16 protein-coding genes are annotated in these 17,689 nt (G+C 36.8%); all 16 read right to left on the reverse strand.

Annotation, left to right across the window (positions count from 1 at the left end; all coding sequences use genetic code 11):
- Positions 1–56: 56 nt before the first annotated feature.
- A complete protein-coding gene (locus tag HNP81_RS00505) occupies positions 57–1,760 on the reverse strand; it encodes a proline--tRNA ligase (RefSeq protein ID WP_028392818.1) in 1,704 nt (567 codons plus the stop codon).
- A gap of 768 nt (positions 1,761–2,528) precedes the next feature.
- Positions 2,529–3,788 (reverse strand): RIP metalloprotease RseP, encoded by a 1,260-nt coding sequence (gene rseP / locus HNP81_RS00510; RefSeq protein ID WP_182501535.1) that lies wholly within the window; start codon positions 3,786–3,788, stop codon positions 2,529–2,531.
- Positions 3,789–3,810: 22 nt separating this feature from the next.
- A complete protein-coding gene (locus tag HNP81_RS00515) occupies positions 3,811–4,962 on the reverse strand; it encodes a 1-deoxy-D-xylulose-5-phosphate reductoisomerase (RefSeq protein WP_182501251.1) in 1,152 nt (383 codons plus the stop codon).
- Between the two features lie 31 nt (positions 4,963–4,993).
- The gene (locus HNP81_RS00520) at positions 4,994–5,785 is read right to left on the reverse strand and encodes a phosphatidate cytidylyltransferase (RefSeq protein WP_182501252.1); all 792 of its coding nucleotides are present in this window, start codon (positions 5,783–5,785) and stop codon (positions 4,994–4,996) included.
- 25 nt (positions 5,786–5,810) lie between these two features.
- A complete protein-coding gene (gene uppS / locus HNP81_RS00525; protein ID WP_034302016.1) occupies positions 5,811–6,584 on the reverse strand; it encodes an undecaprenyl pyrophosphate synthase in 774 nt (257 codons plus the stop codon).
- A gap of 500 nt (positions 6,585–7,084) precedes the next feature.
- Entirely contained in the window at positions 7,085–7,642 is a 558-nt protein-coding gene (gene frr, locus HNP81_RS00530) for a ribosome recycling factor (protein ID WP_028392823.1), read from the reverse strand.
- 1 nt (position 7,643) lies between these two features.
- Entirely contained in the window at positions 7,644–8,366 is a 723-nt protein-coding gene (gene pyrH / locus HNP81_RS00535; RefSeq protein ID WP_028392824.1) for a UMP kinase, read from the reverse strand.
- Between the two features lie 173 nt (positions 8,367–8,539).
- On the reverse strand, positions 8,540–9,421 hold the full coding sequence (gene tsf / locus HNP81_RS00540) for a translation elongation factor Ts (RefSeq protein ID WP_182501253.1): 882 nt from the start codon (positions 9,419–9,421) through the stop codon (positions 8,540–8,542).
- Positions 9,422–9,730: 309 nt separating this feature from the next.
- Positions 9,731–10,444 carry a 30S ribosomal protein S2 gene (gene rpsB, locus HNP81_RS00545; protein ID WP_028392826.1) on the reverse strand — a complete coding sequence of 238 codons (714 nt, stop codon included), beginning with the start codon at positions 10,442–10,444 and terminating at the stop codon, positions 9,731–9,733.
- A 158-nt stretch (positions 10,445–10,602) separates the two neighbouring features.
- Positions 10,603–11,208 carry a hypothetical protein gene (locus tag HNP81_RS00550; RefSeq protein WP_182501254.1) on the reverse strand — a complete coding sequence of 202 codons (606 nt, stop codon included), beginning with the start codon at positions 11,206–11,208 and terminating at the stop codon, positions 10,603–10,605.
- Positions 11,209–11,488: 280 nt separating this feature from the next.
- The gene (locus tag HNP81_RS00555; RefSeq protein ID WP_028392828.1) at positions 11,489–12,256 is read right to left on the reverse strand and encodes a FliA/WhiG family RNA polymerase sigma factor; all 768 of its coding nucleotides are present in this window, start codon (positions 12,254–12,256) and stop codon (positions 11,489–11,491) included.
- Positions 12,257–12,585: 329 nt separating this feature from the next.
- A complete protein-coding gene (locus tag HNP81_RS00560; protein ID WP_182501255.1) occupies positions 12,586–13,083 on the reverse strand; it encodes a chemotaxis protein CheD in 498 nt (165 codons plus the stop codon).
- Positions 13,076–13,714, reverse strand: coding sequence for a chemotaxis protein CheC (locus tag HNP81_RS00565; RefSeq protein ID WP_028392830.1), 639 nt, complete (start codon positions 13,712–13,714; stop codon positions 13,076–13,078). Before HNP81_RS00565 ends, HNP81_RS00560 begins: the two co-directional genes overlap by 8 nt.
- A 4-nt stretch (positions 13,715–13,718) precedes the next feature.
- Positions 13,719–14,192 (reverse strand): chemotaxis protein CheW, encoded by a 474-nt coding sequence (locus HNP81_RS00570; protein WP_182501256.1) that lies wholly within the window; start codon positions 14,190–14,192, stop codon positions 13,719–13,721.
- Between the two features lie 322 nt (positions 14,193–14,514).
- On the reverse strand, positions 14,515–16,569 hold the full coding sequence (locus HNP81_RS00575; RefSeq protein WP_028392832.1) for a chemotaxis protein CheA: 2,055 nt from the start codon (positions 16,567–16,569) through the stop codon (positions 14,515–14,517).
- An 18-nt stretch (positions 16,570–16,587) separates the two neighbouring features.
- On the reverse strand, positions 16,588–17,685 hold the full coding sequence (locus HNP81_RS00580; protein WP_182501257.1) for a protein-glutamate methylesterase/protein-glutamine glutaminase: 1,098 nt from the start codon (positions 17,683–17,685) through the stop codon (positions 16,588–16,590).
- Positions 17,686–17,689: the final 4 nt, after the last annotated feature.

Here is a 17,689-nt window from a genome sequence, read left to right on the forward strand (position 1 = left end):
TTTAGAGTGCGAGGTCAGACCCTTATGAGACACCCTCATTTAAAGCTCTATTTTTATTATTTGCTTAGAATTTCAGACAAAGTTTCCACTAAAGCATCTGTACCGATTTCCAGTATTTCACCTGATCTTCTAATTTTCACTTCGATGATACCTTCAGATGCTTTCTTGCCAACTGTAATTCGAACTGGAAGTCCCATTAAATCCGAGTCAGCAAATTTGACCCCAGGGCGCTCTTGACGGTCATCCATAAGCACATCATAGCCTTGTTTTTTCAAGGAGCTATACAATTCTTCAGCAAGAGCAGCTTGACTTTCATCCTTCATATTAACAGGGATCAAGTGAATTTGATATGGAGCTAAATTGGTTGGCCATAAGAGACCTTTTTCATCATTAAACTGCTCTGCAACTGCAGCAAGCGTCCGAGAAACACCAATTCCATAGCATCCCATAATCATTGGTTGATTACGGCCGTTTTCATCCAAGTAAACAGCATTCATCGCTTCACTATACCTTGTTCCAAGTTTGAAAACATGTCCAACTTCGATACCTTTTGCAAATTTAATATATCCATTTCCGTCTGGAGATTTGTCCCCTTCTTGAATAAAGCGAATATCCGCATATTGAGATACTGAAAAATCGCGACCAGGATTTACATTCACATAATGGTAATCCTCTTCGTTAGCACCACAAACCGCATTGACTAATCCTTCAACAGCTTGATCTGCAATCACTTCCACATTTGCAGCGGATTTAATTGGTCCAAGTGAACCAACAGCACAACCTAGTATTTCTTTCGTGTCTACAGCAGAAGCAAGCTCCACATTTGCTGCACCGTAGATGTTTTTTAATTTAATATCATTCACTTCATGATCACCGCGAACTAATACCAATACAAACTTTTCGTCCACTTTAAATAGAAGTGATTTTATACATGTTTTGGCATCAGTTTGAAGGAAACTAGCAACTTCTTCAATCGTTTTTTTGCCGATTGTCTCTACTTTTTCTAAATCTTTTGCCGGTTCATTGTTTTTAACTTCTTCTATTAGTACTGGAGCCATTTCAATATTAGCTGCATAATCCGAGCTGTCAGAGTAGGCAATCGTATCTTCGCCTACGTCAGAAAGGACCATAAATTCATGCGTGTCTTTCCCACCCATTGCACCTGAGTCCGCAATAACTGCTCGGAAATCCAATCCGCATCTACTAAATACATTTGAGTAGGCAGTGAACAAACGTTGATACACCGCATCTAAACTTTCCTGATTAGAGTGGAAAGAATATGCATCTTTCATGATAAATTCGCGTCCACGTAGTAATCCGAAACGCGGCCTTTTTTCATCCCGAAATTTCGTCTGGATTTGATATACAGTTAACGGAAGACGCTTATAAGATTTAATTTCATCGCGAACTAGGCTCGTGATTACTTCTTCATGTGTTGCACCAAGAGCAAATTCACGATCATGACGATCTTTTAATCTCATAAGTTCTGGGCCATATGTATACCAACGGCCGGATTCTTGCCAAAATTCTGCTTGCTGAAGTGCAGGCATTAATAGCTCTACTGCCCCTGCATTATCCATTTCTTCACGTACAATTTGTTCTATCTTTTGTAGCACCTTTTTACCTAACGGGAGAAAGCTATACACACCACTAGAATTTTGCCTCATATAACCTGCTCGAAGCAAAAGCTGGTGACTTTTAATCTCTGCATCTGCAGGTACTTCTCTTAATGTTGGAATTAACGTCATACTTTGTTTCATCATTGCACCTCATTTATAAATAGGAACCTTATTAGTCATGCCTAAATCCCCTTAATTCAAATTATACAGGAGAAAATTCTGCAAATCCACGTATAAAAGCATATAAAGTGAAACTTCAAATAGCCAGTTTTTCTTCAACCCCACTGTTTGTTTGTGCACTAAATCTTCGATAATTCGACACTGCGAACCTGTTTCAATGAATCACAGACTAAAAAACACCACGTCCTTTAGTCTCTCGTCTGCGTGCCCCACATCCTGTGAGAGTCCGACATGCTTTAGATGGGGATATAGCGTGTCGTAGTTTGCCACAGAGAATTGCAACTTAAGACCTTAAGTAGTGCTAGGAGCCGCAACTAGATTAGTCAGTTATTTCCCCCACCTACAACTTCTTTGATTTATCTAAACCTTGAGGTGGTGGCTTAATAACGGGTTAATGCGATAGAATTGAATCTTGTATAATTCAAATTACTGAACGTGACAAAGACAATAGCACAATTTCAAAATGCACTATTGTCTTTTGATTGTTTAGTATTTCATACAATAAAGTGAAACTTCAACCAGTGGGGGTTCTTTATCCCCCACTGGTTGTTAGTCCCGTTCTACTATACCTTTGAAGACCCATAAAGGTAAGTTTCACTGTATCTCACCAATCGGACCTTAACGGGCAGTTTGTTTGTCCCCTACTTATCTTCTGTGTTCCTCAAAAGCTTGAGCTGGGGGACCTACTGCCCGTTAAGCGTGGGACAAATTAGAATTTTTAAGTTTTAATTATAAGAAAAATCGTTGGATGTCATTCCATGTAACCATAATCATCAATAACATCAAGAGCGCAAATCCGATAAAATGGACAATACCTTCTTTTTGACGGTCTATTGGCTTTCCGCGTAGAAATTCTACAAGGAAGAATAATAGCCTGCCGCCATCAAGTGCTGGTAATGGCAGTAAATTCATAATACCAAGGTTAATACTTAATAATCCTGCCCATTTCATTAACATGAATATTCCTGACTTAGCAACTTCTTCAGTGGATTTATATATCCCCACAGGACCAGATAGACTATCCAGTGTAAATCCACCTGTAATTAATTGACCAAGAATAACAAAAATTTGTTTAGTCCAGTGATAGGTTTCTGTTAATCCGTATGAAAATGCCTTTAGCGGTGATTTTTCTACTGGAGCATAAACTCCGATAACACCTATCTTCTCACCTTCTCGTTCAACTTCTTTAGGTACGACTGGAATGGATAGTGTCTGTCCATCTCGTTTGATTACAAATTCGATTTCATTACCGGGGTGTTTTTGAATATTTGCTTGAACATCTTCCCAGGTCGAGACTTCATTTCCATTGATCGATTGAATTTCATCTCCAGCCTGTAACCCTGAAGCAATTGCCGAACCATCATCTGTTAACTCACCAAGTCTTGGCTCATTGACTGCAATCCCTTGAAATAAACCAATCATAACAAAGATAACAAATGCCAACACAAAGTTCATCATAGGACCGGCAAAAATTGTCATCGTCCTATGTCCGAGTGATTTGGATACAAATTGTCGATCATAAGGAGCAATTTGATTCTCCACGCCATCCTCTACTACAACCGCTTCTTCATGAATGCGAAAGGACTTTAATTCACCCTCATCACCTTCCTCATACCCTTGAATAAGAAGTTTATGTTCAAGATCAGCTGCTTCCACTTCGATAATACGGATGTCAGGATATTTATCTTTATTATTTAAGACAATTTGCTTCACTAGGTTGTTATCATCTGTAACTAACCCTATACGATATCCCGGCTTTATGTCTGGATTTTCGGCATCTTCACCCGCCATACGAACATAACCGCCGAGAGGAAGAAGTCTAATCGTATAAACGGTTTCTGCCCTCTTATAGGTGAATACTTTCGGCCCGAAACCAATTGCAAATTCCCTACATAATATCCCTGCCCGCTTGGCAAATACTAAATGTCCCAGTTCATGAAAGAAAACAAGGGCTCCAAAAATAACGATAAAGGAAATCACAGTTTGCAATGTTTGCACGTGCATGTCACCTCTATTTCAGTAATGTTTGAATAAATTTTCGTGTACTTGCATCCACTTCTTGAATTGTCGTAAGATCTGGATTGTCAATCGGAGTATGACGATTTAACGCTTGTTCAATGTATGTTTCGATTTCTAAGAAAGCAATTTTTCCTTTTAAAAATTCTGCAACAGCAACCTCATTGGCAGCGTTTAGGACAGTTGGCATTGTTCCGCCTATTTTACCTGCTTCATAAGCAAATTGCAAACATGGAAAACGATTAAAATCCATCTCCGCGAAATGTAGCATTCCTATCTCTGCCAAGTTTAATCGATGACTTGTTGACAAGGGTAAGCGATCAGGATAAGTAAGAGCATACTGAATGGGTACTCTCATATCTGGTGTTCCTAGTTGCGCGATAACACTAGAATCATGAAACTCCACCATTGAATGGATAATGCTTTCTTTGTGAAGTACAACTTCAATTTTTTCATATGGAAGATTAAACAACCAATGGGCTTCGATTACCTCAAGCCCTTTATTCATCATAGAAGCAGAGTCAATTGTAATTTTTGCACCCATCGCCCAATTCGGATGGTTAAGTGCCTCATCTACAGTTACTCCTATCAGTTCCGCGCGAGAGCGGTCTCTGAAACTTCCTCCTGAAGCAGTAATAATCAATCGTTCAATATTTTTTTCTTTTTCACCTTGTAATGCCTGGAATATAGCTGAATGTTCACTATCAACTGGAAGTAGATTAACGCCAGCTTTCCTCGCTTCTTCCATTACTAAATGTCCAGCTGTCACCAACGTTTCCTTATTTGCTAATGCAATATCTTTTTTTGCTTTGATCGCTTGAAGGGTCGGAAACAAACCAACGCTTCCAATGACCGCATTCACTAGAATATCTGCTTTTTCAAAAACAGCAGTTTCTATTAACCCTTCATCACCATATGTAAAATGAATGCCTGTTCCCGCATACTCTAATTGTAAGGTTTGAGCATCTTCCTTTGCTTGAACACACACTAAACTTGGTTGAAACTCACTAATATATTTTCTAGCTAGTTCCACATTTTCCCCAACTGAAAAAGCGACAATCTCAAATTGGTCTGGATGTTGTCGAACAACATCCGCTGTTTGCTGACCAATCGAACCAGATGCACCTAAAAGACTTATATATTTCAATGTCATTCATCTCCTAAGACCAATTCAAACATTAGAGAATCTGTAAAAAATGCAAAATCGGTAAAATGAAAATCAAGCTATCAAATCGATCTAATATCCCACCATGACCAGGCAAGAGATTGCCTGAATCTTTGACACCATAATGGCGTTTATATGCTGATTGAACAAGATCACCTAGCTGACCAAAAATTGCTATAAGAATACTCATAAATATCAACTGAATCAATGTTTTATCAATCGTAGATAACATAAAAAACAGAATCGCGACAACCATTGCAGAAATAATTCCGCCGATAAAACCACCGATTGTTTTATTCGGACTGATTTCAGGCCATAATTTCCGTTTACCCATCGATTTTCCAATAAAATAGGCACCTGAATCCGTTGCCCAAATCGTAAATAGAGCAAAGAATATATACGTTAAACCATTAACATCTCTTGTTTCAAATAAGTAGTAAAATCCCATACCAATATAGATAACGGATATTACTAAAAAACCTGCATCATCAAACATAAAACGATTTTTCGATATAACAGTAGAAATGAGTAGTAATAATACTCCCCCGATAACGATTTGCGTTTTATCATATCCGGTATCTGCCAAAATTCTGCTAACGGATTCTGGGATTAGAATTAACCAGAGCATTGCAAACGAAATCACTGAAGCAAATGAATTCAGCGGCAGTTTTTTCATTCGAATCAATTCATATAAACCAATCGTAGCTAGTAGATAAACCAGTATTAGAAATGGAAGCTTGCCTAAAATAACGATGGATAAAAATACAGCAGCTGCAATAATACCCGTAATAATTCTTTGCTTCATGAATCACTTTTCCTCGCCTTCTTAACTAGACACCGCCGAATCTTCTTGTGCGCTTCTGAAAATCTTCTACCGCATCCAACAAATGTTCTTCCCGAAAATCAGGCCAGAGAACATCTGTAAACCAAAGTTCTGAATACGCAACCTGCCAAAGCATGAAATTACTTAAGCGAATTTCTCCGCTCGTCCTAATCAAAAGGTCAGGATCAGGCAGTGCACGGGTCATTAAATAATTAGAAAATTGCTCTTCATTTATGTTTTCATTAATGATACCATTTTTAACATCGTCTATTGTTTTATTAACAGCCATTAATATTTCAGCACGACTGCCATAATTCAATGCGAAATTCAAGATAAGACCAGTATTATCCTTTGTTTCTTCTATAGCCATCTTTATTGCCCGTTTTGTATGTTCTGGCAATAATTCGATTTCTCCCATCATCTCGACCTTCACATTCTTTGCGATAAGTTCAGGTAAAAATGTTCCCAAAAACTCTTCTGGCAATTTCATGATATAATCTACTTCACTTTTCGGGCGCTTCCAGTTTTCAGTGGAAAAAGCGTACACCGTTAAAATACTCACATTTAACTCACTTGTAAGTTTAGTGATCTTCCGTACAACCTTCATTCCTTCATGGTGGCCAGCTATTCTCGGTAAGGCACGTTTCTTAGCCCAACGTCCATTCCCATCCATGATAATTGCGATATGCTTAGGAACCGAAGATTTTTTTACTTGTTGAATTCTTTGAGCTAAATCGGAAGAAGCATCTTTCTTTCCAAAACGCTTCCATATTGAATACATACTTTTGTCCCCCATCAGGTAGTGCTGTTCTCTACACATTCCTATATACTATGTCGAAAATGAAAATGACAGAATCTATATTATAATATCAAAAAAAGACTGCTTCTCCTATTATTAATATGAAAAAGATTGTCCGGTTAGACGAAAATGATTAAGTAAAACATCAAACCAAGATCTAACACTCGATTTCTTAAAAAATCTCTCTTCGTATTATACACAATATACAAGCCCATTTTCATCCTTCTGTTTTCAATATGAACCGTTTGACTCTCGTTCAACCAGAATGTAGAGATTTTTTCAAAAAAAAAGCCGAAATCATTCTGCCCAATCCATTCCCTATGCCTGAAGTAAAATGATAAAGAAGACTCTGCTTGAGCTACATTATCATTCAGGGATATTGAATGGAACAGAATGTCCGGCGGTTGTTAATTACTTTGATTTAATAGTAAATATAGTTTTTAAACTATATCCAAATGAAAAAAATAGCTAATCATTTAAAATTACACTTCTAAAATTTCTTTTTCCTTGTCTTTCGTAATATCCTCAATTTTGTTAATATGGCTATCTGTGATTTTTTGGATATCATCGGAATAACCACGTAAATCATCCTCAGTAATTTCACCGTTTTTCTCAAGCTTTTTCAAATCGTCATTTCCATCACGGCGAATGTTACGAATTGCAATCTTGGCTTCTTCTGCTTCCTTACGAACCATTTTGACAAGCTCTTTTCGGCGCTCTTCTGTTAACGCAGGAATAGCAATTCTAATGATTGATCCATCATTAGAAGGATTCAAACCAAGATCAGACTTAAGAATCGCTTTTTCTATATCACCTAAGATTGTTTTGTCATAAGGCTGGATAACCAAAAGCCTTGCTTCAGGAACAGAAATTCCTGCTACTTGATTAATCGGAGTTGGTGCGCCGTAATATTCAACAGATATTCTATCTAACAATGAAGCATTAGCACGGCCAGCACGGATACTTGCCAATTCTCGCGTATAAGCCGAAATTGCTTTTTCCATTTTCGTTTTTGAATTATCAATAACTTGTTTTGCCATTTTATTTCCCCCTAACAATCGTTCCGAGCGACTCGCCCATCACAGCTCGTTTAATATTTCCTTTTTCCATAAGAGAAAAGACCATTAACGGAATATTATTATCCATACAAAGTGAAGAAGCTGTAGAGTCCATAACTTCCAAGCCTTCATTTAGCACATCTAAATAGGATAGCTGATCATATTTTACAGCATTTTTGTCTTTAGCAGGGTCTGCATTGTATACTCCATCAACATTGTTCTTCGCCATAAGAATGACTTCAGCTTCAATCTCAGCCGCACGTAGAGCCGCGGTTGTGTCTGTAGAAAAGTAAGGATTTCCGGTTCCCGCAGCAAATATAACGACTCGTTTTTTCTCAAGATGTCTAATTGCACGGCGTCTAATATAAGGTTCTGCAATTTGTCTCATTTCAATTGAAGTTTGAACACGTGTTTCAATCCCAAGCTGTTCTAAGCTATCTTGAAGTGCTAATGAATTCATGACAGTTGCAAGCATGCCCATGTAATCGGCATTTGCACGGTCCATTCCCATTTCACTTCCGATTTTGCCTCGCCAAATGTTTCCGCCACCAACAACTACTGCCACTTCAACATCCAATTCAGCTACTTCTTTTACTTGTTCTGCAATTGATTTAATGACGGCTGGATTGATTCCAAAACCTTCAGCACCAGCTAGTGCTTCACCGCTTAGCTTTAATACGACTCGTTTATATTTCGGGTTGATCATGTAGAACCTCCAACTATGTAATCTAATTCCATATTATCTTTCACACTTCATGGAACTTTAATATAGTTCACTTAATGGGTGTATCCATATTCAAGCAGTCGCTCTTTTGTTCGATTATGGTTCAAAAATAGGGAACACATTTGTGTTCCCTATTTAACCAATTCACGTTTAAATTAGTCTTTTTTAACTTGGCTCATTACTTCATCAGCAAAGTTTTCTTGACGTTTTTCAATTCCTTCGCCTACTTCAAAACGAACGAATGATTTAATGTTTCCACCTTTTATTTCAACAAATTGTCCAACCTTTTGGTCAGGGTTTTTAACGAATGCTTGCTCATTAACACAAATTTCTTCGTAAAATTTGTTAATACGTCCTTCAACCATTTTCGCAACAATTTTTTCTGGTTTTCCTTCATTTAGAGCTTGTTGAGTCAATACTTCTTTCTCACGCTCAAGTTCAGATGCATCTACTTGGTCACGAGAAACATATTTCGGATTAAGAGCAGCAATATGCATTGAAACGTCTTTAGCAGCCTCTTCATCCGTTGTTCCTTCAAGAACTGAAAGCACACTAATTCTACCACCCATATGGAGGTATGCACCAAATGCACCATTATCTGTTTTTGTAACAACTTCAAAACGACGTAAAGTTAATTTTTCACCGATTTTAGCAATAGCAGTATTGATATGATCTGCAACTTTTACTCCGTTAATTGTTTGCTCAAGAGCTTCTTCTACAGTAGCTGGTTTGTTAGCAAGTAAGTGTTCTCCCAATTCTTTTACTAGCAATTGGAATCCTTCATTTTTTGCTACGAAATCTGTTTCTGAGTTTACTTCAAGGATTACCGCTTCATTTCCATTTACAATAATTGAAGTTAATCCTTCAGCAGCAATACGGTCTCCTTTGTTAGCCGCTTTTGCAATTCCTTTCTCACGAAGGAAATCAATCGCTTTTTCCATATCTCCATTCGTTTCAACAAGCGCTTTTTTGCAGTCCATCATACCTGCACCAGTTTTTTCACGCAATTCTTTTACTAATTGTGCACTAATTGCCATAATAAAATCCTCCTCTAATTAAATACAAAATGTAATTTCGGGTTCAAATGCTAAGCGCAATATGTAATCCCAAAAAAAGGTGATAAAAGGCATTATCCTCTTATCACCTTTTTGTATGAAGGACAAGGGGACGGTGCTCCGTGAATTACATCTATGTCCAACCATTGTTAGTGTCATATTTGTTTAGGAGTAAAATTTACGAAATCTGACTCCGCTCCGCCACCTGTTAATTCAGTGTATCTAAATCAAATTGTTTGTCCTTCATACTAAGTTGGCGCAATTAAGCGTCGGTCGTATTATTAATACAAATTAAGCGTTAGCTGGCTCTGCAGCAGTTTCTTCGCCTTGTTTAGCTTCAAGAATTGCATCTGCCATTTTACCAGTTAATAATTTAACCGCACGGATTGCATCATCGTTAGCTGGGATGACAACATCGATCTCATCTGGATCACAGTTTGTGTCAACAATACCAACTAGAGGGATGTTCAATTTATGAGCTTCCGCAACTGCGATACGTTCTTTACGTGGATCAATAATGAAAATCGCATCTGGGATAGTTTTCATATCTTTAATACCGCCTAGGAATTTTTCTAAGCGATCCCATTCTTTTTTAAGTTGGATAACTTCTTTTTTAGGAAGTACTTCGAATGTTCCGTTTTCTTCCATTTTTTCGATTTCTTTAAGACGAGCAATACGTTTTTGAATTGTTTCAAAGTTTGTTAAAGTTCCACCCAACCAGCGTTGGTTAACATAGTACATACCAGAGCGGATTGCTTCTTCTTTAACAGACTCTTGAGCTTGTTTTTTAGTACCAACAAATAGAATTGTTCCACCGTTAGCAGCTAATTCTTTAACAAAATTGTATGCTTCATCAACTTTTTTCACTGTTTTTTGAAGATCGATGATGTAGATACCGTTACGCTCAGTGAAGATATACTTCTTCATTTTTGGGTTCCAGCGACGTGTTTGGTGTCCAAAGTGTACACCAGCTTCAAGCAATTGTTTCATTGAAATTACTGACATTATTAGTTCCTCCTAAATGGTTTGTTTGTCCTCCGCTTCGATCATTTCCAGACAGAAACTGTCGAAACAGCACCAACTGACTAGATCACGAAACGTGTGTATTAACACCAGTTAATAATATAGCATAGTCATAAAATACAAGCAAGCAATTTACGCGGTTATCTATTAAATCTTATTAACAGCTCAATTTCTGTTTTACCTTTATTTAATTTTTTGGCGATTTCTTCAGTGGTTAAACCCTCATGCAGCAAATTATTCACTTGATCTGAAAGGGTCGGCTTAGCCCGTTGTTCATGATTTTTTAGCTCTTGTTTTAATGACTCTTGAAAAGATGTACTTTGTTTATAGTTATCTCCATGTTCTAATGGTTTTCTTGATATCTCAAGTATATCTTCTTCGTTAATTGGTAAGTCTGGCAATTCTAACGACGAAGCATCCTCTTGTTTTACTTTCACCACTTGTCTGTTTGGACGATCCACAGCCTGTGTTTGAGAGGAAGCAGAACTGTTTCGTGAGATATTTTTTTCATTAACGTTTAATTCAGTTGTATCAACATTATTATTAGAAAGCGTATGAATTAAACGATCATTTTCTTCTTTTAATGCTAAAACAAAGGTTGCCATGGTTTCTTCCATTTCACGGGCTTTTCTTTCTTGATCTCTTTCAAAATTTGCCAACCTGTTTTGTCTCATATATAAAACAATGATTGCCATAATCGTAAAGATATTCAATATAAACATAATAAACATAATGAAACCTGACATAATATCCCTCTTATTCTAAATAGTCAATGTTGATACTTTTTATATAGGATGATTGCCTAGTTTCTTTTACAATTTTAATTTATTTAAAGGAATTTTTTTAATTCGCTTCTTCATTTTATATAGGGTTTCCTTTGTACCTGGAGTACTTCCTTTAAACTAAATAATCAACTTCAAGCAAAATTGATATACGAGAATTCGTGCCAGTTTTACGCAATAATATGGCTTTAGCATCTATCCTCACTTTTCGAGAATAAAACTATATTGACATGGTCTTATTTGTTTACTGCATAGCATTTTGCAATATTGTCCTTAGTTTGTAAATTGCTCTTGAATGAATTTGTGAAATTCTTGATGTTGATAAACTCATTACTTTACCGATCTCTGTTAAAGTAAACTCTTCTTTATAAAAAAGCTGTAGTACAAGCTGTTCTTTTTCATTTAACGTAGCAATGACTGTAGCCAGTTCTTGATACAATTCTTCTTTCAACAATCGTTCTTCTGGCATCAATGTCATTTCATCTTTAATATAATGACTCGGCCCTTCTTTATCGTCTTGATCTTGTGGGTTTTCATCCATTGACAATACATTGGCAAAGAAATTCTCATTCATCACTGTATATACTTCTTCCTCAGAAATATTTAACTCATGAGCAATTTCTGTTACGCCAATTTTTCTCATATACTTTTGTTCTAATTTTTCCACTACCACTTCAATTTTTTTTGTCTTTTCTCTTACACTCCGAGGAAGCCAATCTTCTTTCCGTAGCCCATCCAGAATAGCACCACGAATTCGGAATGAAGCATAGGTGTCAAATTTTAAATCCCGGTTAGGATCAAAACGTTCTAGTGCATCAAACAACCCCATCATTCCAAGACTTCTCACATCATCTCTGCTAACGCTTTTTGGCAAGTTAACTGAAATTCTCTGAACATGAAAGGATACAAGCGGTATGTATCTTTTCACTAGCATGTCACCTGCCTGGGGATCTTTTTTTTCAATCCAGTATTTCCAATATAACTGCTCTTCCTCGGTTGTCAGTTGAGACACGAGACCTCCTCCTAACGCTATCAAACATGTTCATTAAAACTGTCACCAGTCCTTGGTTATTAAAATAAAAGTTAGCTATGTTCTATTTCTCTATTAGACAGGATAACTAGTGAAAGGTTAGACACTCCCTATAAAAAACATATACTTTCTTATTACAAAAAAGGGCAGACGTCTATAATAGCCTTCAACTAAAGATCCATCACATTGTGAAAATTTAACTATATGATTATCTGATTATGATGAAAGGTGCTTATGCTGGGCAACTAGAGACGTTTCTCATTACAACACGTTGGTTAAAACCCTTATCAGACACCTACTAAGGATTGCTTTTACAATACTTTAGTTCCCTTATTTACCGTTCTTATGCTTAGCAAACTTGTTTTGGGATCAAATTCTATAGTTCTACCACTATTTCCACCAACATCTTCTGCCACAATTGGGATCCGTAACGCCAATAATTCTTTTTTTACCGCTTCTACATTTCTTGGTCCTATCCTCATTAAATCTGTGCCTGAAGAAAACTGAAACATTTGCGATCCACCAGCAATTTTTGCCTTGAGGTTTCTTATTGAAGCTCCATCTCGAACGATTCTGTCCACTAATTCTTTAATTGCAGTGTCTGCATATTTTGCATGATTGATTTGCCCCGTTTTTGATAAAGAAGAATCAGGAAGCATGACATGTGCCATACCCGCGATCTCCTTAGATTGATCATATACAATAACACCTACGCATGACCCAAGACCTGAGGTTCGTATGAGAGCCGGGGATTGTACAGTATTCATATCAGCAATTCCTACTTTAATAATATTGGATAGTTCAACCATGTAATGGTACTCCCAATGAATTAAAAACCACTTCATAAGCATCGGGATCTAATAGAAAAAAGAAGTGCCCATTAATGAAAGTTGAACTTTCTACAGCTTCTCCAATCGCAGTCTCAATCACGATAACAAAGTCACTTACTTGAGATAACTCAATCAACCCGGAACTAATTGTCGCACCGACCATATCAATACATAAAGCAGGGACAGATGGAAAAAGGCTTAATTTCGTAAAGTCAGATAAAGAGGATAAATATGAACCTGAAAGAATGTTTCCTAACTCCGATAAAGCAGAAAGTGCTAATTCTGGATAGGGAAGATTATCAAAGGAAAACACTTCTGTCCCTGTCATTTGTTCAATGAAGTGGGCGGCCTGCTTTAAAGGTAATATAAAGAACATATTACCTTGTACCTCCCCTTCAATTCTTAGAAAAACGCTCGCAACAACAGTTTCAGGTCCCCCAGCAAGTTCAATCATTTCATTAATTGATAGAATCCTCACACGCGGAACAATCATATTCATTTTCCTATCAAGTATGGTAGATAGAGAGGTAGCAGCATGTCCAGCTCCGATATTCCCAATTTCTTTTAATATATCCAAATGAACAGAGTTAATTTTATCAACATAGGACATCGCTTTATGCTTCTTTAACTACTGTGTCATTTATTTCATCTTGATTAAGGATTTGATCAAGATTCAACAACGTTAATAATCTTTTTTCAACTTTGGCAACTCCACTAATATATTCCATCGCTACATTGCCAATAACTTCTGGCTGAGGTTCTATACTTGCCTCAGGAATATCCAATACATCGTTCGCAGAATCTACGATTAAACCAGCCTCCATATTATCCAAACTTACGATAATAATTCTTGTTCGATCGTCATACGCTGCTTTTTCTATTTCGAAACGAGCTCGTAGATCAATAATTGGTGTAATTCCCCCCCTTAGATTGATCACTCCTTTTACAAATGGTAATGACCTTGGGACTCGGGTAATATGCATCATTTTCTCAATTCCACGAACTTTAGCGACAGGTATCACATATTCTTTATCTTTAATTTGAAAAACGATGACTTTCACCGTCTCAGAAGTGACGATTGCTTCCATATAAGAACCTCCTAAAATATATGTATTCATAGGTTAAAAGCGACAGTGCCTTTTCAAGCTTGCGAAGAAAATAAGGTTAAATCAAGAATGATTCATTTTTCACAATCATCTATTTTAAAAACAAGCTACACGACTGCAACTCGGATAGGCTATTAATCTATGAGATTAGGCATGCCTGCAGTACGATTAAGTTATCTATATAAATAAGATCGTATAGTATTTAAAAGCAATTTAAATCTATTATTGTCAAGCCTTCATAATAATCAAAATGCATCTAATTAAATCATTACTAGAAAAAAACCTTGTGCGTACTAGCATTTTTTTACTTAATTAATGCGTTACAATCTATAATTAAAGCAACTTGACCGTCACCTAAAATAGTAGCTCCAGATATTGCAAAAGCAGAGGACAAATAGTTCCCAAGAGATTTTAATACAATTTCTTGTTGACCGATAAAAGAGTCGACAACTAAACCAGCCATTTTATCTCCTTTTCTAACAATGATTACGGAATAATACCCGTCATCTCCTATGGTCTCAGGAACTTCAAATATTTCTTTAAGGAAAATTAATGGTAATACCTTACCTCTAAAATCAATCACTTGTTGATTATGACCATTCATAATATCCGTTTTATTGATAATTGCAGTTTCAATAATTGAAGATAGTGGAATCGCATATTTCTCCTGTTGAATTTCAACTAGCATAACTGAAATAATCGACAACGTAAGCGGTAATTGGATGAGAAAATCAGACCCTTTCCCTTCAACAGAATCAATCGAAACCACACCACCAAGAGCTTCAATCGTACTTTTTACTACGTCCAATCCTACTCCACGTCCAGATACGTCTGATATTTGATCAGCTGTAGAAAAGCCAGAAGCAAATATTAATTCATAAACTTGTTTATCAGTAAGTGTTGCAGCTTGTTGTTCCGTTATTACTTGGTTTGTTATGGCTTTTTTCAATACCTTGTCCCGATTTATCCCTGCACCATCATCTTTAAGTTCGATGAACACATGATTTCCACTATGATAAGCCTTTAACATAACTGTACCCTCTTCAGGTTTACCGTTCGCTTTTCGTACCTCTGGCATCTCGATTCCATGATCAAGCGCATTGCGAAGTAAATGGACAATTGGATCACCAATTTCATCTATAACAGTACGATCTAATTCAGTTTCCGCACCATGAATTTCTAAAACCACTTTTTTATGAAGATCCCTCGTTAAAGTACGAACCATTTTTGGAAAACGGTTAAAGACTGTTTCAACTGGGACCATTCTCATATTTAAGATAATATTTTGAAGGTCTCCCGTTACCCTTGACATTCTCTCAACCGTTTCGTCTAATTCCGTATTTTCTAATTCCTTCGAGATTTGTTCTAATCTTCCCCGGTCAATTACTAGCTCTTCAAACAGATTCATTAATACATCAAGACGATCAATATTAACCCTGATTGTTTTATTATGCTGCTTGCTAGCAGGTTGATTCGTTTTTTCATTTTTAGAAGCAATTGATGGAGCAACCGGTTCATTGTTACTTTTTTGATGCTCTTTATTCATGCTCACTTTATGTTCGTCTTCTTCGTTTATAGCTGATCTCAGTTCGGACAAATCTAATTTACTAACAATGACTTTGTCGACCTCAGAAACTTTCATAATTTTTTTCTGGAGAGCTTCCACAGACTCTTTCGACACGACAGTCACAGTAAAGGATTGATCAAATTGTTCCTCTTCAAGTTTATCAACGGATGGATTTGACTTAATAACTTCTCCGAGTTTCTCTAACACTTCGAATACCATAAACACGCGAGCACCTTTTAAAAGGCAATCCTCACGCAAGCTTACGTTTATTTCATAAGTTTCAAACCCTTGTTCTTTAGATTGCTGTATAACGGTCAACTCAAATTCATCATAAACACTTTTTTCAATAGATTCCCTAATTGGCATCTCAACTGCTGTAGCCGCTTCGGCTGCACCGATTGAAAGCGGGGACTCCCCTTTCTCAACCATCTCTAATTTAGCAACAACCTCACTTACATTTCTTTTTCCGTCCCCGCCTTCCGCAATGCTCATAACCATCGCTTCTAAATCATCAACCGCTAAAAAAATCACATCAAATATTTCAGAAGAAAGCTGGATTTTTCCATTACGAATTTCATCTAAGATATTCTCCATTTTGTGTGTTAAATTGGCTAAATCTTCATATCCCATCGTTGCAGACATCCCTTTTAACGTATGCGCCGATCGAAAGATTTCATTTACAATCCCTAAATCTTGAGGATGTTTTTCAAGTTCTAGTAACTGTTCACTACAAGTTTGCAGATGCTCCTTGCTTTCTTCAATAAATACTTCTAAATATTGGTTAAGATCCATAGTAATCCGCCTTTCGTATTAACAATAATTCACAATAGCTTTTGCAATATCTTCTACATCAGCGACTTTATTAATTACATTAGTCGCAATAGCCGCTTTAGGCATTCCGAAAACAATGGATGTTTTCTCTGATTCTGCAATCGCGGATAGTCTACCTGATTTACTGAGAGCGGTCAGTCCTTTGGCACCATCTATGCCCATTCCTGTCATAACAACCGCAACCTTTTCAACATCATTAATTTGGCTTGCTGATTCAAATAATACGTCAACCGAAGGACGATGCCCATTTCTTAACGGGGTTTGATCCGTTTGAATTGCCAAACTCATCCCAACTTTTTTTATTTTTAAATGATAGCCTCCCTTTGCAATATAAGCGGTTCCTTTTTTTAAAATCTCTCCATCCTCTGCCTCCTTGACGGTAATTTCCGATAAAGTGTTAAGGCGATTCGCAAGTGATTTTGTAAAGCCAGGTGGCATATGCTGTACAATTAATATAGGTGCCTCAATATTTTTAGGAAGTTGAGTTAAAACAGTTTGCAATGCTCTAGGACCCCCAGTAGAAGTTCCAATTACAATCATTTTTTTCGCAAATGGCGTCTTTTCTCTTATTTGTGGACTCAAATTATTATTATGAACTGGTTCTATTTTACTATAATTATCGGAATTTCCTTGGATAATTTCAATATTTAAGGGATTATTTTGCAACTTCGATACATTAGTTTTACTTGCAGCGACAATTTTGTTGATTAAATCTGTTTTTATTTTATATAAATCGAGTGAGATAGCACCTGATGGCTTTGCAATAAAGTCAACAGCACCTATTTCCATTGCTTTTAACGTACTATCAGCACCTTCTTTTGTCGTGCTAGAGAGCATAATTACAGCAGTTGGCGTTTGTTTCATAATAATACGTAAAGCCTCGAGTCCGTCCATAATAGGCATTTCAACATCTAATGTGATAACATCTGGTTTTTCTTTCTCAATTTTTTGAACAGCATCCCGACCATTTCTTGCTGTTCCAATTACTTCAATCCTGCTATCTTCTGCTAAAAATTCACTAATAAGCTTCCTCATAAAAGCAGAATCGTCGACGATTAATACTTTAATTTTACTCATGTTA

The organism is Peribacillus huizhouensis, from assembly GCF_014138605.1.
GTDB classification, from domain to species: Bacteria; Bacillota; Bacilli; order Bacillales; family DSM-1321; genus Peribacillus; species Peribacillus huizhouensis.